Origin of the sequence: Kitasatospora sp. NPDC088160 (genome assembly GCF_044741445.1) — a bacterium.
Lineage (GTDB): Bacteria > Actinomycetota > Actinomycetes > Streptomycetales > Streptomycetaceae > Kitasatospora.
In genome coordinates, this window is sequence record NZ_JBIUSS010000017.1 from 180,364 (window position 1) to 200,680 (window position 20,317).

A 20,317-nucleotide genomic window follows, 5' to 3' on the forward strand; every position below is an offset into this window, starting at 1 on the left:
GCGCTGACTGCTGACCTAGTCCGAAGCCCCGGGGCGAGTGCCCCGGGGCTTCGCCGTTTCCGGACCACTCGCCCGCAGATCCGAGTGGAGACCACCCCATGCACAACCACGCCGCGCACAACCACGCCGCGCACAACCACGCCGCGCACGACCGCCCTGCGCACGACCACCCCGCGCACGACCACCGCAAGCTCGGCCGCGAACTCGACCTGTTCGACACCGACCCGCTGATGGGCTCCGGCCTGCCCTACTGGCTGCCCGACGGCGCCGCGATCCGGCACACCCTGGAGGAGTTCATCCGCGAGCGCGAGCGGCGGGCCGGCTACCGCCACGTGTACTCGCCGGTGCTCGGCAAGCGCGAGCTGTACGAGATCTCCGGCCACTGGGCGCACTACCGCGACGACATGTTCCCACCCATGGAACTGGGCTCGGAGGAGATGGTGCTCCGGCCGAGCCTCTGCCCGCACCACGCCCTGATCTACCGCTCCCGACCCCACAGCTACCGGGAACTCCCTCTGCGGATGGCCGAGTTGGGTGGCATGTACCGCTCCGAACTGTCCGGCGTGCTGGGCGGGTTGACCAGGGTCCGGGCGATCCAGCTGAACGACGCGCACGTGTTCTGCGCCCCGGAGCAGGCCGCCGACGAAGCCGTCGCCGCACTGGAGCTGATCCGCGCGGCACACCGCGCGCTCGGCATCGAACCGGTCCGCTACCGGCTCTCGCTGCCCGGCGCGGGCGGCAAGTACGTGGCGGATCCGGCCCTCTGGGAGCGGGCCACCGCGCTGCTCACCGACGTGCTGGAACGCTCCGGCGTGCCGTTCGAGGCCGCGGAGGGCGAGGCCGCCTTCTACGGGCCGAAGATCGACGTGCAGATCGCCGACGGCGCCGGGCGCGAGTTCACCCTCTCCACCGTGCAGATCGACTTCCACCAGCCCGAGCGGTTCGGCCTGCACTACATCGGCCCGGACGGCGCGAAACACCGGCCGGTGATGGTCCACCGCAGCGTGATCGGCAGCGTGGAGCGGGTGGTCGCCCACCTCATCGAGCTGTACGGCGGCGCGTTCCCGGCCTGGCTCGCCCCGGCGCAGGTGGTGCTGCTGCCGGTCTCCGAGGGCGAACTGCCGCAGGCCGAGCGGCTCCGGCGGCGCTGCCTCGACCTCGGGTTGCGCGCCGAGGTCGCCGGGCCCGGGCACGGCAGCCTGGGCGCCCGGATCCGGGCGGCGCGCCTGGTGCCGTACCAGGCCGTGATCGGGGCCAAGGAGGCCGTGGACGACCGGGTCGCGCTGCGGCTGCGGGACGGCCGCCGGCTCGAACCGCTGCCCGCGGAGGAGGCGTGGGCCAGGATCGGCGCGCTGGTGGCGGCGTGCAGCGCCGACCTCTGGGCGGACGACCCCGCGCGCCGGCCGGGCGTGGCGGCTCAGTAGGACTGGAGCTCGATCAGATGGCCGTCCGGGTCCCGCAGGTGGGCGCTGCGCAGGTCCGGGCCCCACTGGGGCCGGTCGGTCGGGCCGACGACCGGGGTGCCGCCGTGGCGCAGGCAGAGGGCGAACGCGTCGTCCACGGAGGCCACCCTGAAGACCAGCATCGCGGCGTCCTGGGCGGGGGCGGCCGGGCGTTCGGGCAGGCCGGTGGTGCCCAGGGCGGCGGCCATCGCGGCGCGGTCGAAGAGCACCAGGACGGCCTGCCCGTCGACGTCCCAGTTGGCGTAGGGGCCGTCGGGGGCGCCCTTGACCAGGGCGGCGCCGGTGAGGGGCGGCAGGACCGCCCGGTAGAACCCGAAGCACTCGGCGAAACGGGTCACGAGCAGGCGGGGATACAGGGCGTCCACGGTCGAAGCTCCCGGGCTCGAGGATTCAGCGGGTCGGATCAGTCCGATATTGGTGGGTCGGCACCCACTATAGGGACGAACCCTAGACTGACGCCATGGCCCCAGAACCCCCGCTCCCCGAATCCCCGCTGCCCGCCCCTTCCCTGCCCGCTCCTTCCCTGTCCGCTCCCTCCCTGCCGCCGACGCTGCTCGACCTCAGCACCTACCTGCTCTCCCGGATCGGCCGGACGGCACGGGGCCGTCTCGCCGAGCAGCTCGCCGAACACGGCCTCCGGCTCTGGGACATGGCCGTGCTGGCCGCGCTCGCCGACTTCGGGCCGCACGCCCAACGGGACCTGGTCCAGCGGCTGGGCATCGACCCGAGTGACCTCGCCAAGGTCGCCGACCAGCTGGCCGCCGCCGGGTACGTCGAGCGCGTCCGCGACGTGGCGGACCGGCGGCGGGTCTCGGTGTCGGTCACCGGCGCCGGGCGGGCGCTGCTCGCGGAGCTGGACGCCCGGGCGCGCGCGGTGCAGGACGAAGTGCTGGCGCCGCTGGACGCGCGGGAGCGGCAGTTGCTGCACGGCCTGCTGCTGCGCGTCCACCAGGGACACCAGGGGCCGGGGGAGCGGCGCGGCCTCTGAGGCCCGCTCAGCCGGTCGGCCCGGGGCGGCGGGCACCGGCGAACTCGCCGGCCCAGCGCGGGACGTCGAGGACGTGCTCGACCCGGGCGACCGGCGTCCCGGTGCGCTCGGCGTGGATCATCGCGCCGTCGCCGACGTGGATCCCGACGTGGTGCAGCGGCGCGTCCGGGCGGGAGAAGAACAGCAGGTCGCCCGGGGCGAGGGCGTCACGCTCCACCGGGGCACTGCGGTGGAACTGGGCGACGGTGTAGTGCCCGAGCTCGACCGTGCCGTGGCTGGCCCGGTACCAGCAGTAGAGGGACAGGCCGCTGCAGTCGAAGCCGACCGTGCTCTCGCCCATGCAGACGCCGTCCAGGTAGCCGTTCTCGTCGTCGCAGAAGCCGAGGCTCGCCCCCAGCCGGTCGCCGCCGCCCCAGGCGTACGGCACGCCGAGCTGGGCGGTGGCCACCTCGGCGACCCGGCGGCCCAGGGCGGCGGACGCGGGCGCCGGGGTGTCCGACCGGGTTGTCGCGGTCGCGGCCGCGACCGGAGCGAGGGTCGGGACGAGCCCCGCCCCGAGTGCCAGGCCGAGCATCCGGCGCCGGCGGACCCCGGAGGCCTCGTCGCGGTACGGCGGTCGGGATTCCATGGGTGACCTCCTGGTGTCGGCGTGGCGTCGGCGCGTGCGGGTGGCGGCCACCAGGATTCCGGCCGGGCGGGTCGGCCCGCCATCACCCGCAACGGTGAATCGTGGACGCAACGGGCCCGTGGCGGACGGGAAAGCGCTGGTAAATGGTTTGACGGTCGTTCAGGAGAGGCCAACGATGGGCGCGAACGTTCGGCCGCGACCCTTCGGAGTGCCCCTTGAACAGCGCAGTCAAGCTGATCCGCAGCTCCCGCCTCACCCCGGCCGTCGACTACGCCTACGCGGCCCTGGTCGACGCCCCGGCCCGTTCGCTCTGGCTCGCCGGCGCCTGCCCGCTCGACGCAGAGGGGCGGACGGTCGCCGTCGGCGACTACGCGGGCCAGGCGCACCAGGTGATGCGGAACCTGATAACCGTGCTGGAGGACGCCGGTGCCGGGCTGACCGACGTCGCCCGCACGACGGTGTACGTGGCCTCCGCCGACCAGGCCGACCTGGTCGCGGTGTGGGACGTGTACCGCGCCTACATGGGGGAGCACGACGCCCCCAGCACGCTGCTGGGGGTGTCGGTGCTCGGCTACGACGACCAGCTGGTGGAGGTGGAGGCGGTGGCCGTCCTGCCGTGACGCCTTCCGGCCTCCCGGTGTCCGGATTAGGAAACCGATCGTTCGGTTTTTCCCCGGATAGGTGAGGTGTGGCGGCGGTGCCGCTTTCGGTCGTCCGGCGAAGGAGCGGCGGCCCGTAGGCGAAATGCGGAGGATGCGGGCGGGAGGGGAGAAGCGTTTGAGGCGATTCCCCGACATCATCTTGTCGTCCGTAGGCCACCGGTAGCTAAGATACGGGGTGTTTGGTTTTGTTTTCCGGGAGCTCTGGGTGGGGTGGTTGCGGTGGTTCGGCAGGAGCGGGCGGTCCGGACGCGTCGGCTGATCCTGGAGGCGGCGGCGTCGGTCTTCGACGAGTTCGGCTACGAGGGCGCCACCATCGGCGAGGTGGTCGCGCGGGCCGGTGTGACGCGTGGTGCGGTGTATTTCCATTTCGCCTCCAAGCGGGATCTGGCCCAGGGCGTCGTCGAGGAGCAGTTCGTCCAGGACGGTGTGCCCGAACGGGTCTGCAAACTCCAGGAGTTCGTGGACACCGGGATGGTGGTGGCGTATCTGATGCCACGTGATCCGCTGCTGAGCGCGGGGGCCCGGCTCTCGCTGGGCCAGGACGTCTTCGACGACCTCGGCGGCGGCGCGATCCCCGGCTGGATCAGCCGGCTGGAGGCGCTGCTGGTCGCGGCCGGCGAGCGGGGTGAACTGCTGCCGCACGTCGTCCCGGCCGACACCGCGTGGCTGGTCACGGCGGCGTGGACGGGTGTGCAGATCCAGTCGCAGAAGCTGTCCGGGCGCGCGGACTTGGAACGGCGGGCCGCCGGGCTGTTCCAGCACCTGATGCCGAGCATCACGGTGCCGGGTGTGCTCGGCTCGCTGCAGATGGGCCCGGACCGCGGTGCCCAGGTGGTCGCCGAGGTGGCGGCCGCCCGCGCGGCGGCGGAGGGCGCCGGGGCGCAGGGCGGGGCGCGGTCGGCCGCCCGGCCGGTCGCGGTCGCGGTCGCGGACGAGGTCGGTGTGGGCTGACGGTCCGGCACCGGCCGGAAATCGCTTCGGCTGGTGCGGAGTTGACCAGGGCTCGGTGGCCCCCTGTGCGCGGGGGCGTCCGGGCGGTGGTCGGCCCGGTGGTCGGCCCGGTGGTCGGTCCGACGGTCGGTCCGACGGTCGGCCGACCGGCGGTGCGCGCGGAGTGCGGGCGAATTGGTGGCGGCGCGGGATCCACGGGGGTCCGACGCCGCCTTCGGTTTGCCCGCACTCCGCTGCGCGTGGTGGCCGGTTCGTGGCGCAGGGTGGCCGCCGCGCCCGTCTGTCCGAGTCGGGCCGCCCATTCCTAGAAACAAACAGCACGTTCGGTTTTGTATTGACAAACCGCGCGTCCTGTTTTTGACTGGTGACAGTCGCCCTAGGGGTGTCGACCCGGGTGCCGGCCGCGGCGGATCGGCCTGCGGCGTTCCGTGTGATTGGGGTGGTCATCGTGGAAATTCGGGTGCTCGGGGCGTTGGACGTCCGGGTGTGCGGGGTGTCGGTGGTGCCATCGGCGCCGAAACCGCGGCAGGTGCTGGGGCTGCTGGCCCTGCGGGCCGACCAGGTGGTGTCGGCCGGGGTGCTGGCCGAGGAGCTGTGGTCGGGCCGCCCGCCGCGCAGCGCGCGCACGACGGTGCAGACGTACGTGCTGCAACTGCGCGACATGATCGACCGGGCGCTCGGGCAGGTCGCCCCGGCGGCAGGGGTCTCCTGCGCCAAGGACGTGCTGGTGACCTCGCCGGGCGGCTACATGCTGAACAGCGGCGGCGGGTTGACGGACGTCCGGGAGTTCGAGCGCCTGGCCGGCATGGGCTACCGGGCCATGGACGGCGACGACCACCCGCTGGCCGCCCGGATGCTCGGCGAGGCGCTCGGCCTGTGGCGCGGTCCGGCCTTCGCCGACGTCCTGGCGGGTGGCCAACTCGCCGTCGAGGCCAAGCGGTTGGAGGAGACCCGGCTCTGCGCGCTGGACCAGCGGATCGAGGCCGACCTGCGGCTGGGCCGCCACCGCGTCCTGCTCGCCGAACTCACCGTCCTGGTCGACCGCTACCGCACCCACGAGAGCCTGCACAGCCAGTACATGATCGCCCTGCACCGCTCCGGCCGACGGGGCGAGGCCCTGGAGGCCTACCAGCGCCTGCGCAACACCCTGGTACGGGAGTTGGGCATGGAGCCGTCCACCGGACTGCGACGGCTCCAGCGCTCCATCCTGCTGGCCGGCCCGGAGCGGCCCGAGCGCCCCGAGCGTTCGGAGCGCCCGGAGCGCGAGGCGGCCGCGACCGCTTCGCCGGAGGGGTCCGTGGCCCGGTTCACCCGGGTCGGCTGAGGACGCGCGGCAGGCGCCGTCGCTACCGGGGCGCTGCTCGTGTGTGGTCGGAACGTGCTCGTCGTTGTGAGGGGTGTGGGTCGGGTGGTGCAGGAGAGGTCGGAACGGACACGCGGACGGCTGGTCGAGGCGGGGGCGGTGCTGTTCGACCGCTGCGGCTATGCGGGGGCCACGCTCGGCGAGATCGCCGGCGCCGCGGGAGTGACGAAGGGTGCGCTCTACTTCCACTTCGCGTCCAAGGAGGAGCTGGCGCAGGCGGTGTTCCAGCGGGCCGAGCGCTCGCTGCGGGGCGCCTGCGGCGGTCTGCGGGCCACTTCCTCCCCCCTGCAGACGCTGATCGACGTGGGCTACTGGCTGGTCGACGCCCTGGGGTCGGACGCGGTGGTCCGGGCGGCGTTCCGCCTCGGCCGGGAGGGCGGCTGGCAGTCGAGGACCGCCGCGTTCGCTCCCGCCACGCCCGCCCCCGGCGCGCCGGTCGCGGGCGTGCGGGGCTTCCACGGCGTCTGGGCCGGTGTCGTCCGGGAGTTGCTGACCGGTGCCCGGCGCGCCGGCGAGCTGCGCGACCGCTCGGGCGATCCCGGCCCGGAGACCCTGGTGGTGGCGGCAGCCTGCGGGCTGGAGGTCGTCTTCGGTGACGGCTGCCCGGGCGAGGAGCGCGCCCGCCGGGTCGGCGCCCTGTGGGAGTGGCTGCTGCCCTGCCTCGTCCCCCCGGGCTCCTCAAGCGCCTACCGGACCAGGCCGCTGACGTCGCTGCCGGGCTGAGCAGGCGGTTCAGGGGCGGACAGGCGGGGTGCCTGGTGCGGCGCGCCCCGCCCCGGGCCGGTCACGCCGTGTGGAGGCGCTCCGCCAGGCCGGCGGCCGTGAAGGCGGCCACCAGGTCGTCTCGGTCCTCGGTGAAGTGGGCCCAGCTGTCGTGGTGGACGAGGACGACCCGGCGGGCGTCGAGGATCGCGGCGGCCTCGGCGGCCTGGGCGCTGTCCAGGACGATGGGCGCGCCGTCGAAGAGGGCGGCGAAGCGGGGAGCCCCGGCGAAGAGGATCGCGGTGTCCACGGGGGCGAAGCGTTCGGCGATCTCCCCGACGGCGGGGAGGGAGGCGTTGTCCCCGCTGACGTAGACGGTGGGCAGCCCGTCCCCGGTCAGGACGAAGCCGACGACCTGGCCGGTGGCGGCCTCCACCTCCTCGCGGGCCCCGGGCCCGTGGAGGGCGGGCACGCCGGTCACGGTGAGGGTGCCGCCGCCGGGGCGGTCCAGCGTGACCGACTCCCAGTCGGCCAGTCCCCGGGCCGTGCCGCCGAGGCGCAGGCCGCCGCCGGGGGTGGTGAGGGTGAGCGGGACGTCGGCGAGCAGGGCCCGGCCGGAGTGGTCGAGGTTGTCGGGGTGCTCGTCGTGGGAGAGCAGGACGACGTCGACGCGGCCGGCGTCGGCGGGGCTCCCGGAGGAGGGCGCGGTCTTGGTGAGGAGCGGGCCGCCCGGCCGCTGGTAGTCGCCCGGGCCGTCGAAGGTCGGGTCGGTGAGGAAGCGCAGGCCTCCGTACTCGAAGAGGGCGGTCGGGCCGCCGAAGAGGCGGACGGGGAACTGCTCGACGGTCGTGTCGGAAGAAGCCATGGTGAAGCACACCTCACGGTTGAGAGTGGTTTATCCGTGAGGAAAGCTAGCCGGTTCTCACGGATGAGTGCAAGCGCTACCATGAGACTCATGACGGACGCCGCGGACACCGCCACTGACGAGACCGACGTGCCACCCGCGCCGGGCGAGCAGCGGTACCCCTCGCTCGCCCTGGTCAACAGCGCCGTCACGCTGCCCGGCGGACACGTCGTCGACAGCCTCGGCACGCCGGCCGCCGCCGGCCGGTGGCTCCTGGAACACGGCCTCGCCCCGGCCGACGCGGGCCTTCAGGAGATGTGCACGGCGCAGGTGCGCTCGATGCGCGAACAGGTCAGGACGCTGTTCGCCGCCCGCGTCGCGGAGCTGCCCGCACCCTCCTCCGCCCTGGCCGCCGTCAACGACGCCCTGACCCGCCTGCCCACGGCCCGGCTGCTGCGGTGGGACGACGGCAGCGGCCCCTACCGCGCGGCCCCCCACCCCACCACCGAGATCGTCGACCACGCCCTGGCCGCCCTCGCCGCCGACGCCGCCGACCTGCTCACCGGGCCCGAAGCGGCCCGTCTCACCGCCTGCGGCTCCACCCCGTGCACCCGGTACCTCCTCCGGCACGGCCGGCGCCACTGGTGCTCCACCCGCTGCGGCGACCGCGCCCGCGCGGCCCGCGCCTACGCCCGGCGCACCCGGCCCCAGCCCGACTGACCGGGCCGGCGCCCTCGACCGGCGCCCTCGCCGACGGCCCTGGTCGGCACCCCTGGCCGGTGCGGGCCGCACCCCCCGGGCCCGGTCCGTGCGAGCCGCGTTCGAACGGGCCGAATGTCAGTGCGGCTCGCCATGATGGCGGTATGAAGGACGCAGCCACCCTGGCCCCTCCCGCCGCCCTGGCCTCCCCTCAGGCCTACGCCGACGCCGTCGCCGCCGCCGTACGGGCCGCCGCCGCGTACTACGCCGACGGCTCCGCCCCGCTCGGCGACGACGAGTACGACGCCCTGGTGCGGGCGATCGAGGCCTACGAGCACGAGCACCCGGACGAGGCGCTGCCCGAGTCGCCCACCGGCAAGGTGGCCGGCGGCGCGGCGGTCGGCGACGTCCCGCACAGCGCGCCGATGCTCTCCCTCGACAACGTCTTCTCGGCCGAGGAGCTGGAGTCCTGGGCGGCCGGCCTGGAGCGCCGGCTCGGCCGGCCGGTCGCCGCCTGGTGCGTCGAACCGAAACTGGACGGCCTCGCCGTCGCCGCCCGCTACCGGGCCGGCCGGCTCACCCAGGTGCTGACCAGGGGCGACGGCCTGGCGGGGGAGGACATCACCGCCGCCGCCGACGCCGTGCTCGGCCTGCCCGCCCGGCTCGCCGAACCGGTCGACGTCGAGCTGCGCGGCGAGGTGCTGCTCACCCACGAGCAGTTCGAGCAGGCCAACGCCGTCCGCACCGCGCACGGCGCCACCCCGTTCGCCCACCCGCGCAGCGGCGCGGCCGGCACCCTGCGCGCCAAGGACCGCGCCTACCGCGTCGAACTCACCTTCTTCGCCTACGACGCCCTCGGCCTGCCCGGCCTCGACCACGCCGACCTGCTCGCCCGGCTGGCCGTCCTCGGTGCCAACACCGCCGCCAGCACCGATGCCGCGCCGCGCCGCTGCGCGACCCTCGCCGAGGCACAGCAGCGGATCGACGAGATCGCGGGCCTGCGCGCCGCGCTGCCCTTCGGGATCGACGGCGTGGTGGTGAAGGCGGACGCGGTGGCCGACCAGGAGGCGGCCGGGTCCGGCTCCCGCGCGCCGCGCTGGGCGGTGGCCCGCAAGCTGGCGGCGCAGCACAAGGTCACCCGGCTGCTCGGCGTCGAGTGGAACGTCGGCCGCACCGGGATCATCGCGCCCCGGGCCGTCCTCGAACCGGTGGTGATCGACGGCGTCACCGTCACCTACGCGACCCTGCACAACCCGGCCGACATCGGGCGCCGCGGGCTGATGATCGGCGACCAGGTGTTCGTCTACCGGGCCGGCGACGTGATCCCGCGGGTCGAGGCGCCCCTGGTCGACCAGCGCACCGGCGCCGAGCAGCCGATCGCCTTCCCCGAGGTCTGCCCGCGCTGCGGCGACGCCATCGACACCTCCGAGCAGCGCTGGCGCTGCGTGCGCGGCCGGGCGTGCCAGGCGGTCGCCTCGGTGATCTACGCGGCCGGGCGCGACCAGCTCGACATCGAGGGCCTCGGCGGCACCCGCGCCGTCCAACTGGTCGAGGCCGGGCTGGTCGGCGACCTCGCCGACCTGTTCACCCTCACCCGGGAGCAGCTGCTCACCCTGGAGCGGATGGGCGACACCAGCGCCGACAACCTGCTCGCCGCGATCGAGACCGCCCGCAGCCGCCCGCTGAACCGGGTGTTCTGCGCCCTCGGCATCCGCGGCACCGGCCGGACGATGTCCCGCCGACTCGCCGCGCACTTCGGCAGCATGGCCGCGATCCGCGCCGCCGACGCCGCGGCGCTGGCCGGCGTGGACGGTATCGGCGTCGAGAAGGCCGCCGTGATCGTCGCCGAACTCGCCGATGTGGCACCGCTGTTGGACCGGCTCTTGGCGCAGGGCGTCGGCACGGCGGTGACCGAGCCGACGGCTCCCGCCGACCGGGCCGCGGACGGCGGCGCGGCGGCTGCGGACGACACCGCGGCGGGCCCGCTGGCCGGCCAGAGCGTGGTCGTCACCGGCAGCATGACCGGAGCCCTCGCCGAGCTCTCCCGCAACGCGATGAACGAGCTGATCGAACGCGCCGGCGGCAAGGCCTCCTCGTCGGTGTCCAAGCGCACCACCCTCCTCGTCGCGGGCGAGAAGGCCGGCTCCAAGCGTGCCAAGGCGGAGGAGCTCGGAGTGCCCGTCATGACCCCGGAGGAGTTCGCCGCCCTGGTCGCCGAGCAGCTCGGCTAGGCCGGCCGCGGCCGGCCAACCGGCCGGACAGCCGGACAGCCGGACAGGACCTGGGCCCGGAAGGCCAGTTGATCGCCCGCGCCAAGGGTGCGGTAGGGTGGCCGACGCCGTGTACGACCGCGACTCAAGGAGGTGAGCCCCATTACCGGTATGTCCGAGCGGGTGCTCCCGGAGCGCGGCCGTGCGGGCGCGTCGCGCGCGTAGCGCGGACGCGTCGGCGCGGTGTCGGCCCTTGCGGGAGCCCTGACGGAGTCGTTCGTCCTCCTCCCGATTCCCCCAAGGGGTCATCTTGTCGGTTTTTGCCTCCGCAGCTCTCCGTTCCTCGGTCGTCGCCCGGCTGCGTGCCGCCGGTTGCGTGTTCGCCGAGGACGAGGCGCGGGTCCTGCTCTCCGCCGCCGCGACACCGGCCGACCTGGCCGTGATGGTCCGGGCCCGGGCCGAGGGCCGGCCGCTGGAACACGTCGTCGGCTGGGCCGAGTTCGCCGGGCTGCGGATCGCCGTCGACCCGGGCGTGTTCGTGCCGCGCCGCCGCAGCGAGTTCCTGGCCGCCACGGCCACCGAGCTCACCGGCCCGGGCGCCGTGGTCGTCGACCTCTGCTGCGGCAGCGGCGCCCTCGGCGCCGCCGTGGCGGCCACCGCCGCGCACCCGGTCGAGCTCTACGCGGCCGACGTCGACCCGGTCGCCGTCCGCTGCGCCCGCCGCAACCTCACCGGGCCCGGGGCCCCGGTCTTCGAGGGCGACCTGTTCGTCGCGCTGCCCGCCGCCCTGCGCGGCCGGATCGACGTCCTGCTCGCGAACGTCCCGTACGTCCCCAGCGCCGACATCGCGCTGCTGCCGACGGAGGCCCGGCTGCACGAGGCCCGGCCGGCGCTGGACGGCGGTGCCGACGGTCTGGACGTGCTGCGCCGGGTGGCCGCCGAGGCGCCGCACTGGCTGGCCCCGGGCGGGTCGCTGCTGTTCGAGACCAGCGAACGGCAGACCCCGACGGCCCTGGCCGTCGCCCGCGCGGCCGGCCTCGACGCCGTCGACGCCTGGTGCGAGGACCTGGACGCGACGGTCGTCACCGCGACCCTGCGCTGACGGGGCTGCAGCCCGCCCCCGCCTCCCGCCTCCCGGTGGCAGGGGCGGGCCCGGTGGCCGGCTGGGCGCTCACAGCTCGCGGATCTCACGCCTGGTCAGCGCGTACCCGAACGCGCCCGTCAAACAGAGCCCGGTCGTCGCGAACACCCCCCGGCTCCCGAAGGCGTCCACCGCCGCGCCGGCCGCGATCACCGAGATCGGGAAGACTCCCAGCGCGCAGAAGGTGACGGCCGCCATGACCCGGGCCAGCAAGGCGGGCGGGGTGCTCTTCTGCACGCCGGTGACGATCAGGACGTTGGTCACCGTGCTGGCGCCGCCGGCCAGGCAGAGCAGCAGCACGGCGCCGACGAGGCCGGTGAACGGCACCAGCCCGATCGCCGTACCCATCACCAGACCGGAGAGCATCGCCGTGCGGCCCCGCGAGCGCACCTCGGTGAGGCCGGCCGCGAACAGGCCGCCGACCAGCGCACCGCCGGTGAACGCGGCCAGCAGCAGGCCCAGCCCGACGGCACCGGCGCCGAAGCCGTGGGTGGCCAGGGTCGGCAGGGCGACACGGGTGGCGCCGCCCACCGTCAGGTTCGCGATCACCGTCACCGTCAGCACCGCGCGCAGCAACGGCGACTCCCGCAGCAGGCCACGGAAGTTCTTCGGTACGGAGGCACGTTCGGAAATCGGGCCGGCGGGTGCGACGAGGCTGCCGCGACCGATCAGCAACAGCGTGGCCGCCGACACGGCGAAGGTGGCCGCGTCCAGGCCCAGTGCGGCGGCCGGGCTGAGCCAGGCGACCAGCGGGCCGGCCAGCGCCGGACCGAGCAGACCGGCGCCGAAGGTGACCGTACTGTTCAGTGCGTTGCCCGCATGCAGGTCCTCGGAGGGCAGCAGGGTCGGGGTGATCGCCCAGGCGGCCGGCAGGAACACCCCTGCTCCGAGGCCGACCAGCAGCGCGAGCCCGCCGATCAGCCAGAAGTTCGCCGCCCCGCCGGCGGCGATCGCGCACAGCCCGGCGGTGGCGAGCAGCCGGCCGAGGTCGGCGGCCAGCATCACCCGCCGGGCGCCGAACCGGTCGGCGAGCATCCCGCCGAGCGGGGTGGCGGCCAGCCGTCCCGCGCCGTAGGCGGCGACCACCAGACTCAGCTGGCGGGCGCCTCCGGCGAGGGAGTAGACCAGCAGCGGCAGGGCGACCACCTGGAACGCGTTGCCGAACTCCGAGGTGCCCTGCCCGATCACCAGCAGCCGGAAGCCCCGCGCACGCAGGGGCGCGACGCTGATCCGGGGGCGGAACCGCAACAGCCCCGCCGCGCCGCCTGCTCGCGCGCCGCCCGTCCCTGCGCCGCCCGTCCCCGTGCTGCCCGTCCCCGTACTGCCCGTCCCCGTACTGCCCGTCCCCGTACTGCCCGTCCCCGCGTTGTCCGTCCCCGTATCGCTTGCTCCCGCGCCGCTAGCCATCGAGCGAGACCGGCAGCGACTCCAGGCCGCGCAGCATGATCGTGTTGCGCCAGGGCAGGGTCTCCTCCGCGGCGGCCAGCTCGATCCGCGTGAAGCGCTCCAGCAGGCCGGTCAGCGCGACCTCGCTCTCCAGCTTGCCGAGGAAGGAGCCGAGGCACCGGTGCAGGCCCTGCCCGAAGGCCAGGTGGCCCGGATCGCCCCGGTCCAGGATCAGCCGGTCGGGATCGGTGAATCGGGCCGGGTCCCGGTTGGCCGCGCCGAGCGAGAGCAGCACCAGCTCGTCCGCCGGGATCTCCACGTCGTCGACCATCACGTCGGCGTTCGTGAACCGCAGCGTGGCCATGCTCACCGGAGACTCGTAGCGGAGGAACTCGTCGATCGCGACCGGCATCGCCGCCGGGTTGGCGCGCAACCAGGTGAGCTGGTCGGGGTGGTGGAGCAGCGCCAGGGTGGCGGTGCCGAGCAGGTTGACGGTGGTCTCGTGGCCGCCGATCAGCAGCAGGAAGACCATCGAGAACACCTCCCGCTCGGTGAGTTCACCGGCGTCACAGGCCTGGACCAGGTCGGTCAGGATGTCCGCGCTCGGCGACGCCCGCCGGGCCGTCATCAACTCGCGCAGGTAGTCGTTCAGTTCGGCGGTGGCCTGGTCGAAGGTCATGTCGCCGCCCTGGGTGAGGATCGCCGTCGACCAGGTGCGGAAGGCCTGCATGTCCTCCGGGGGGAAACCCAGCAGCTCACAGATGATCATGATCGGCAGCGGGAAGGCGAAGTCCGTCACCAGGTCGGCGGTCTCCCGCCCACGCAGCCCGTCCAGCAGGCCGCTGGCGATGCGCTCGACCAGCGGTCGCATCAGATCGACCCGCCGGCGGGTGAAGACGCCCTGGATCAGCCGGCGCAGCCGGGTGTGGTCCGGCGGGTCGCTGTTGAGCATGTGGACCACCTCCGAACCGAGCGTCAGGCCGGAGCCCCGCCCGCTCGCGATGGCCTGGCTGCGGCGGACGTCCTGCCCGAAGCGCGGGTCCATCAGCGCGGCCCGGACGTCCTGGTAGCGCGTCACCAGATAGACCGGCAGGCCCTCGCCGAACTCCACGACGGAGACCGCGCCGGCCTCGCGGATCCGGGTGAGCGTGGGGTAGGGGTCGCGGATGAAGGCGGACATCCGCGCGGCGGCGTCGTCGACCGCGGTGGTCATGGATCACTCCTCGGGCTCGAACTCCGGCAACTACACGGTCAGCGACGGGAAGGGCCAGCGGCGCACCCGCATGGGCAGGAACCAGGCGCGGCCGGCCTGTTCGGCGATCAGGCCGGCCGCGGCGAAGTCCCGGTGGACGGCGTCCGGCAGCCGGCCGACCTCGACGCCCTCGGCCAGCGCCTCGACCTGCGCCAGGTGGCCCGGCTCGTCGATGGTGAACAGCTCCAGCGTCCCGAACCGGCGGTCGCGCACCTCGACGAAGCCGGGGCCGCGCCGGAAGACGCACTTGCTCGGGTAGTACGTGGCGCGCCAGTCGGTGACGACGTCCTCGGGGCCGCCGGTCAACTGCTCGGGCGGGTACAGGTGGTGGAACCGGCGCTGTGCCGCGCAGCCGTCCGTGCAGTCGGCCTGCCAGAGCACGGCCAGCCCCTGCCCGGTCGCCTCGCGCAGCAGCATCAGCGCCCGCGCGGAGGCCGCCGGCGCGTCCGCGCAGAGCCGCACCGGCTCGGTCAGCCGCAGGCAGCGGACCCCGGCGCGGTGCAGTTCGGTGACCTCCGCCTCCGCCGGGCCGGACAGGGTGCGGTGGCCGAGCGCGAAGCCCGGCAACTCCCGGGCGGCGGGGTCGTAGTCGAGCCAGAGCTCGACCTCCGGGCCGGCCGCGCGCCAGGATGCGGCATCGGTCCTTCCCACAACGGTCCTTTCCACAACGGTCCTTTCCGCAACGGCTCTTCCGGCATCGGTCCTTCCGGCATCAGTCCGTTCAGCCGATCGTGACGGCATCGAGCACCTCCTCGGCGCGAGGGCGGGCGGCGGCGGGGCCGTGCCGGTGCTGCATCCGCATCAGCACCTGGTTGTCGGACTCGACGGCGACCTGGAGGAAACCGTCCCCGTCGTGGAACAGCAGGCCCAGCGCGGTGAAGCGCTCCAGCACCGGCTCGACCGCCGCCGCGCCGCCGGGGACCTTGGCGGCCAGCGCGGCGGTCGAGCGGGGCTGGTTCAGCAGCCGGAAGGCGGCGAGCTCCACCGGATCGGTCAGCTCGACCACCCGCCAGTCGTACCCGGGGCGGGTGTTGACGAGCGCGATCCGCCCGCCCGCGTCCCGGTAGCTGAGCCGGCTGTCGGGGAACCGCGCGATCCAGGTGCCCACCGCCGCGCTCAGCCGCTCCGCGAGGTCGCCGCCGATCCCGCGCGGCGGTGCGCTGAACACGTAGGCCAGTTCGGCCAGTTCGCTCTCCGGCAGGCGGTAGGTCGCGCCGTACTGGATGGCCGGTCGGGTGATCGCGAAGCCCAGCTCGGGGCGGTCGAAGTACGGGCTGAACCGCTCGATCGCGATCCGGCCCGCTCCGGTCGGCGGGTCCAGGTGGTGCAGCACGGGCAGTTGGCGGATCACCGACTCGTAGTCGGCCGGCTGCTCGCCCGGGAAGCCGTAGAGGTAGTTCCAGCTCACCGACACTCCGGCGCTCTGCGCGTCCCGCAGCGCGCGGACGTTCTGGCAGCCCGTCACCCCCTTGTCCATGATCCGCAGGACCCGGGTGCTCAGGCTCTCGATGCCGGGCTGTACCTGGGCCGCGCCCGAGTCGCCGAGGAGTTGGAACTGGTGGCGGCGCAGGTTGGCCTTGATCTCGAAGTGCAGCCGCAGATCCACCGGGAGCTCGGCGAGCGACTTCAGGACGGTGTCGAAGTAGCCCATGTCCAGGATGTTGTCGACCACGTAGACGTCCAACAGCTGGTGGCGTTCGGCGAGCGTGAGCACCTCGGTGAGGAAGTCGGCCGGCGGCTTGGAGCGGAACTCCATCGAGGAGCCGTTGAGCCCGCAGAAGGTGCAGTGGTGCTTCTCGCCCCACCAGCAGCCCCGGGAGCCTTCGACGACCAGCTTGGGATCGACCCAGCCGGCCGCGACGGAGGCGTCGAGCCGCTCGTAGAAGCCGTCGTAGCGGGGCGCCAGGATCGCCGCGGGCGGCAGCGGACGCCTCGTCATCTCGTTGGCCGTCGACTTCCCGGAGCCGTCCCGCCAGCACAGCCCGGGGACGGCGGAGAGGTCGCCGCCTTCCAGGAGTGCCGGGAAGGCGGCCTCGCCCTCGCCGCGCACCACGTAGTCCAGGAAGGGGAAGTTGCGGTGCAGCGCGGCGCCCTGCGGACCGTCGCAGTTCGCGCCGCCGAACACCGTGCGCACCTGCGGGCACCGCTGCTTGAGTAGCCTCGCGGCGGCGAGGCTCGCCGTGTTCTGCTGGAAGGTGGTGGTGAAGCCGACCAGGTCCGGTGGGTCGGCGGCGAGTTCGTCGACCAGTCGGGCGATGAACGCGGGGGCGATCGCGCGGGTGGCCCGGGTCAGTGCGATCTCCTGCTCGCTCGCACCGCTGGTGGCCAGGTACTCGAAGTAGGCCGCGAACTCGCCGTCGCTGTCGTCGATGTCGCCCTCGATGTCGCCCTCGACGCCGGGGGCCGGGCCGTCGTCACCGTACAGCGCACCGGCGAACGCCCAGTCGCCCGCGCCCTGGAAGTAGGACTTCTCGGAGAAGTACTGGTAGTCGTCCACGCCGAAACCCGCGGTCTCGGCGGCCCAGTCCACGAAGTCCAGGTTGGCGTACCGCACTTCGACCTGGTGGTCGGCGCGTGCGGCGGCGGTGTGCATGATCCCGAGCGCCAGCGACGGCACGTCGATCGCGCCCCAGGGCATGTGCAGCAGGACGATACGCATGGTGGCCACTTCTGTTGATCGCCGGCGGTCGATGAGGTGTCGCTCCGGGGCACCGCAGGCGCCCCGGAGCGACGGAGAATCACTTGCCCTTGGTCTCCGGCTTCGGCTTCGGCTGCCCCTTGAGGGCAGGCGCGACCACCGCGGCCTTGGTGATGTCGAGTGCGAAGGCCTGGACCACCACGGCGCCCCGGTCACGCTCCGGGGTGCTGATCGGGTCGTTCTGAATGCTGCGTCGCTTCATGGATGTTCACCTCCTTCCACCAGTTCGGCGGGTACCTCGGGGCGGTCGCCCCGGGGTGGCAGGGGGAGCGGTGCCGGCCAGGCGTGCTCGGCGAACCGGACCATCGTGGCCAGCACCGATCGGTGGTCGGCGGTCCGGCGGCTGTAGTGGCCGCCGTCCACCCAGAGCAGCTCGTGCGGCACCGCCAGCCGGCGCAGGTCCGCGGCGTACCGGGCGACCTGGTCGGGCGGGCACCGCTCGTCGGTCCGCGAGGCGACCAGCAGGACGGGCGAGCGGACCTGGTGCACGTACGATCGCGGGTCGGCCGCGCGGTAGCGCTCGGGAACCTCGTCCGGGGTCCCGCCGAAGAGCTGCCGATCGAGCGCGCGCAGTGCGGGGGTGGTGGTGCGGTAGGCGGCGGGGTAGTCCGCGATCGGCTGAGCGGCCATGCCGAGTGACCACAACTCCGGCTGCGCGCCCATCGCCAGCAGGGTCAGGTAGCCGCCCCACGAGAATCCGCACAGGCCGGTGCGCTCCGCGAGCGCCGTACCGTCGGCGACCAGCTCCGTGCGGACGGCGGCCAGGTCCTCGATCTGCGCCAGCCCGACCCGGTGGCCGTACTCGTGCTGCCAGCGGGCGCCGTAGCCGGTGGAGCCGCGGTAGTTGGTGCGCACCACCGCGTAGCCACGGCCGACCAGGGCGTTCACCCGCGGGTCGTAGGAGTCGCGGTCGTGGGTGGCGGGGCCGCCGTGGACCAGGAAGAGGGTCGGCCACGGGCCCTCGCCGACCGGGGTGCTGACGAAGCTGTGGATCCGCCCGTACGGCCGGGGCGTCCAGCGCCGGCTGCGGGAGGTGTCGCCCCGGTCCGGGTCGAGGCCCTGTCCGGGGTGGTGCGCAGCCTCCGTGCCGGGGCGCAGTACCAGCGGGCGGGGCGGTGTCGACTCCCGGCTCCAGACGCAGTGCAAGGTGCCGTCCGGAGCGCAGGACAGGTCGTGGATCGTGCCGCCGGGCGTGCTGATCTCCCGGACGGGCGGGGCCTGTTCCGCCGGTCCTTGCCGTGCGGCTCCCTGCGGCGTCACCCGCTGCCGCGTCGCCCCCTGTCCCTCCGGCGGGTCGAGGTCGGCGAGGAGCAGCCGGCTCCGCCCGGCCCGCTCGTGCTGGATCAGCACCTCGCGCGGCCCCCGGTACCAGCCGGCCGATATCTGCGAGTCGAACGACAGCCCCGGGTACCTGCGCAGTCCCGTGCCGGCCCGCCAGGTCGCGACGGTGTACCGCTCGTCCTCCTCGACCACCAGCAGCAGCTCCGGTTCGAGTCCCGCGAGCGGGTTGAACTCGATCGGCCAGAGCCGTAGTCGGCGGTTTCCGGCGATCCGCAGCGGACCGTCCGCCTGCGCGTCCGCCTGCGCGTCCGCCTGCGCGTCCGCCTGCGCGTCCGCCTGCGCGCCTGTCGGCCACAGGACCACTGAGTCGTCCCCGTCGGGCCGCCCGCCGAGGGCGAGGAGCCGACCGTCCGGCGACAGGTCGGCCAGGCTCAGGTACCCCGGCGCCGAACCGATCAGCCGGGCCTCGCCCGCGGGCGGTCCGACGTAGCAGTGCGAGGCGCCGTCGACACCGACGACCACCGCGGCGAGCGCGCCCGTCCGGTCGAAGGCGACGCCGTATGCCCGCCCGCGCGGCACGTCGTGCAGCGCCTCGCCGCCCGCGCCACCGGCGAACGGCTCGCGCCACCACCGGCCCTCCCCGGCGTTGTCGGCGTCGAACCACCAGATGGCGTCGCCGTCCGGCTCGATCTCGCTCAGATGGACGCCCCCCGGCCGGTCGGTGACCACCCGGCGCCGGCCCGTCCTCAGGTCCCAGGCCACCGCCTGCCAGCGCTCGTCGACGAGCCGCGTCTCGACCGCGCGGTCGGCCGCCAGCGCGGCGAAGCCGGGGGACTGGAACGCCTGCGTCACGGACCCGGCCCTTTCGGCTCGATGGTGGGAACAGACTGCGCTGAACGTCCCGAGGCCGGTGCACTGATGTGAAGATCCAGTGAACTGGCGTGAAGAAAAGGCCACTTGTGGAGGATCGCCGCCACTCTAAGGGGGTGCCGTGGCTGCGAACAGACCTTTCGCACAGTTGGCCGAAATGCAGCTGAGGTGAATGCGGGCCGGCGCCGACGCCGCCGACCGCGCGTTGATCACTTGTCTGCCATGGATTCCTACGGTCGGGCCTTCGGCAAGTTCCGCACCGCTCAAAAGGATTCCCATGATCGACCAAGCCGCGTCGTCGCGCGGTGGCACAACCATCGGCCTGTTCGTCGCCCTGGTGGCGGTGACCCGCGTCATCGCCGCACCGGTGCCGCTGCGCGCGCTCACCGGGGTGGGGCGGTAGACCGTGGAACCGCGCTCCAACCTCGACGAGTTCCTCTCCGACCTCGCGCGCTACGCCGCCGCGGACGTGCTGACCGCGCAGCTCACCGCGGACACCCTGCGCAAGTACCTGCGGTCCGGGCTGATCGTGCCCGACGACCTGTGCGCCGGTGGCACCGACGGCTACTCGCAGCGGTTGCTGCACGCCGGACGGACGCACTCCGTGGTGGCCCTGACCTGGCTGCCCGGGCAGTCCACTCCGATCCACGACCATGTCGCCTGGTGCGTGTCAGGTGTGGTGGAGGGCGTCGAGGTGGACGAGGCGTTCCGGCTGTGGCGGCCCTCCAGGACCGGCCGCCGGGTGCTGGTGCCGTCCGGCCGGACCACCTGCTCTCCCGGCCGGGTGCAGTTCCTCGTACCGCCCGACGAGGACATCCACCGGGTGTCGAACGGCGGCACAGGTCGCGCGGTCTCCCTGCACGTCTACGGCGCCGACATCTCGCTGAACGGGGGCAGCTCGATCAATCGGGTCTTCGGGAACGAGGTCGTGGACCTCCCGCCGGACGGCGCCCGCCTGGTGAGCTGGCGGAGCCCGGAGGGCCTGGCCCGGTGACCGCCCCGTAGCGAACCGACGGGCCGTCCGATCCGGACGGCCCGTCGGCCGCGCCCGGGCCCCTGCCCGGTCGACCGGGCCGCGCCTCGCGATTGGTCCAGACCTATTGACGAGCTGCGCCGCCCCTCCTACGATCCGGTCCGGCACAGCCCCACATGTCCCCACCTCACCCACAGCCGGGCGTC

General features: G+C 74.0%; 20 protein-coding genes. 11 read left to right on the forward strand and 9 right to left on the reverse strand.

Annotated elements, in window-relative coordinates; translation table 11 throughout:
- Positions 1 to 98 precede the first annotated feature (98 nt).
- Positions 99 to 1,424 (forward strand): threonine--tRNA ligase, encoded by a 1,326-nt coding sequence (gene thrS, locus ACIOGZ_RS26055; RefSeq protein ID WP_400987532.1) that lies wholly within the window; start codon positions 99 to 101, stop codon positions 1,422 to 1,424.
- On the opposite strand, the gene ACIOGZ_RS26060 is transcribed toward thrS, so the two are convergent.
- Positions 1,418 to 1,828, reverse strand: a complete 411-nt coding sequence (locus tag ACIOGZ_RS26060; RefSeq protein ID WP_363586246.1) for a VOC family protein — start codon at positions 1,826 to 1,828, stop codon at positions 1,418 to 1,420. The two genes, thrS and ACIOGZ_RS26060, sit on opposite strands and share 7 nt — an antisense overlap.
- Before the next feature lie 95 nt (positions 1,829 to 1,923).
- Here ACIOGZ_RS26060 and ACIOGZ_RS26065 point away from each other — a divergent pair, with 95 nt between their 5' ends.
- Positions 1,924 to 2,451, forward strand: coding sequence for a MarR family winged helix-turn-helix transcriptional regulator (locus ACIOGZ_RS26065; protein ID WP_363629741.1), 528 nt, complete (start codon positions 1,924 to 1,926; stop codon positions 2,449 to 2,451).
- Positions 2,452 to 2,458: 7 nt separating this feature from the next.
- Here the strand turns inward: ACIOGZ_RS26065 and ACIOGZ_RS26070 are convergent, their stop codons facing one another.
- Complete coding sequence (locus ACIOGZ_RS26070) at positions 2,459 to 3,079, reverse strand: NlpC/P60 family protein (RefSeq protein ID WP_363586248.1); 621 nt, start codon at positions 3,077 to 3,079, stop codon at positions 2,459 to 2,461.
- Between the two features lie 215 nt (positions 3,080 to 3,294).
- Here ACIOGZ_RS26070 and ACIOGZ_RS26075 point away from each other — a divergent pair, with 215 nt between their 5' ends.
- The 4 genes from ACIOGZ_RS26075 to ACIOGZ_RS26090 all read left to right on the forward strand — a co-directional run bounded on the left by ACIOGZ_RS26075 (position 3,295) and on the right by ACIOGZ_RS26090 (position 6,778).
- Positions 3,295 to 3,699: a RidA family protein gene (locus ACIOGZ_RS26075; RefSeq protein ID WP_363586249.1), complete on the forward strand. Its 405-nt coding sequence runs from the start codon at positions 3,295 to 3,297 to the stop codon at positions 3,697 to 3,699.
- Between the two features lie 261 nt (positions 3,700 to 3,960).
- The gene (locus ACIOGZ_RS26080) at positions 3,961 to 4,692 is read left to right on the forward strand and encodes a ScbR family autoregulator-binding transcription factor (RefSeq protein WP_363586250.1); all 732 of its coding nucleotides are present in this window, start codon (positions 3,961 to 3,963) and stop codon (positions 4,690 to 4,692) included.
- Between the two features lie 448 nt (positions 4,693 to 5,140).
- Entirely contained in the window at positions 5,141 to 6,016 is an 876-nt protein-coding gene (locus tag ACIOGZ_RS26085) for a BTAD domain-containing putative transcriptional regulator (protein ID WP_400987536.1), read from the forward strand.
- Between the two features lie 84 nt (positions 6,017 to 6,100).
- Positions 6,101 to 6,778 (forward strand): ScbR family autoregulator-binding transcription factor, encoded by a 678-nt coding sequence (locus ACIOGZ_RS26090; protein WP_363625720.1) that lies wholly within the window; start codon positions 6,101 to 6,103, stop codon positions 6,776 to 6,778.
- 61 nt (positions 6,779 to 6,839) lie between these two features.
- Here the strand turns inward: ACIOGZ_RS26090 and ACIOGZ_RS26095 are convergent, their stop codons facing one another.
- On the reverse strand, positions 6,840 to 7,622 hold the full coding sequence (locus tag ACIOGZ_RS26095) for an MBL fold metallo-hydrolase (protein WP_363586253.1): 783 nt from the start codon (positions 7,620 to 7,622) through the stop codon (positions 6,840 to 6,842).
- An 81-nt stretch (positions 7,623 to 7,703) separates the two neighbouring features.
- Between ACIOGZ_RS26095 and ACIOGZ_RS26100 the strand changes: the two genes are divergently transcribed.
- From ACIOGZ_RS26100 to ACIOGZ_RS26110, 3 genes are all read left to right on the forward strand, one after another.
- Positions 7,704 to 8,321, forward strand: coding sequence for a CGNR zinc finger domain-containing protein (locus ACIOGZ_RS26100; RefSeq protein ID WP_400987538.1), 618 nt, complete (start codon positions 7,704 to 7,706; stop codon positions 8,319 to 8,321).
- Positions 8,322 to 8,464: 143 nt separating this feature from the next.
- The gene (ligA, locus tag ACIOGZ_RS26105; RefSeq protein ID WP_400808110.1) at positions 8,465 to 10,531 is read left to right on the forward strand and encodes an NAD-dependent DNA ligase LigA; all 2,067 of its coding nucleotides are present in this window, start codon (positions 8,465 to 8,467) and stop codon (positions 10,529 to 10,531) included.
- 289 nt (positions 10,532 to 10,820) lie between these two features.
- A complete protein-coding gene (locus ACIOGZ_RS26110) occupies positions 10,821 to 11,612 on the forward strand; it encodes a putative protein N(5)-glutamine methyltransferase (protein ID WP_400987540.1) in 792 nt (263 codons plus the stop codon).
- Positions 11,613 to 11,681: 69 nt separating this feature from the next.
- Here the strand turns inward: ACIOGZ_RS26110 and ACIOGZ_RS26115 are convergent, their stop codons facing one another.
- The 6 genes from ACIOGZ_RS26115 to ACIOGZ_RS26140 form a co-directional block, all read right to left on the reverse strand.
- Positions 11,682 to 12,899, reverse strand: coding sequence for an MFS transporter (locus tag ACIOGZ_RS26115; protein WP_400987542.1), 1,218 nt, complete (start codon positions 12,897 to 12,899; stop codon positions 11,682 to 11,684).
- A gap of 151 nt (positions 12,900 to 13,050) precedes the next feature.
- Entirely contained in the window at positions 13,051 to 14,250 is a 1,200-nt protein-coding gene (locus ACIOGZ_RS26120; protein ID WP_363632980.1) for a cytochrome P450, read from the reverse strand.
- 30 nt (positions 14,251 to 14,280) lie between these two features.
- Positions 14,281 to 14,940 carry a DUF5825 family protein gene (locus tag ACIOGZ_RS26125; protein WP_363632982.1) on the reverse strand — a complete coding sequence of 220 codons (660 nt, stop codon included), beginning with the start codon at positions 14,938 to 14,940 and terminating at the stop codon, positions 14,281 to 14,283.
- 70 nt (positions 14,941 to 15,010) lie between these two features.
- On the reverse strand, positions 15,011 to 16,948 hold the full coding sequence (locus tag ACIOGZ_RS26130; protein WP_400987545.1) for a RiPP maturation radical SAM C-methyltransferase: 1,938 nt from the start codon (positions 16,946 to 16,948) through the stop codon (positions 15,011 to 15,013).
- 79 nt (positions 16,949 to 17,027) lie between these two features.
- Entirely contained in the window at positions 17,028 to 17,189 is a 162-nt protein-coding gene (locus ACIOGZ_RS26135) for a hypothetical protein (RefSeq protein WP_363586260.1), read from the reverse strand.
- Positions 17,186 to 19,120, reverse strand: a complete 1,935-nt coding sequence (locus ACIOGZ_RS26140) for an alpha/beta hydrolase family protein (protein WP_400987547.1) — start codon at positions 19,118 to 19,120, stop codon at positions 17,186 to 17,188. The genes ACIOGZ_RS26135 and ACIOGZ_RS26140 overlap by 4 nt, the downstream gene beginning before the upstream one ends.
- A 295-nt stretch (positions 19,121 to 19,415) precedes the next feature.
- On the opposite strand from ACIOGZ_RS26140, the gene ACIOGZ_RS26145 reads away from it, so the two are divergent.
- The gene (locus ACIOGZ_RS26145; protein ID WP_363586262.1) at positions 19,416 to 19,541 is read left to right on the forward strand and encodes a hypothetical protein; all 126 of its coding nucleotides are present in this window, start codon (positions 19,416 to 19,418) and stop codon (positions 19,539 to 19,541) included.
- 3 nt (positions 19,542 to 19,544) lie between these two features.
- On the forward strand, positions 19,545 to 20,132 hold the full coding sequence (locus ACIOGZ_RS26150) for a cysteine dioxygenase family protein (RefSeq protein WP_363586263.1): 588 nt from the start codon (positions 19,545 to 19,547) through the stop codon (positions 20,130 to 20,132).
- Positions 20,133 to 20,317: the final 185 nt, after the last annotated feature.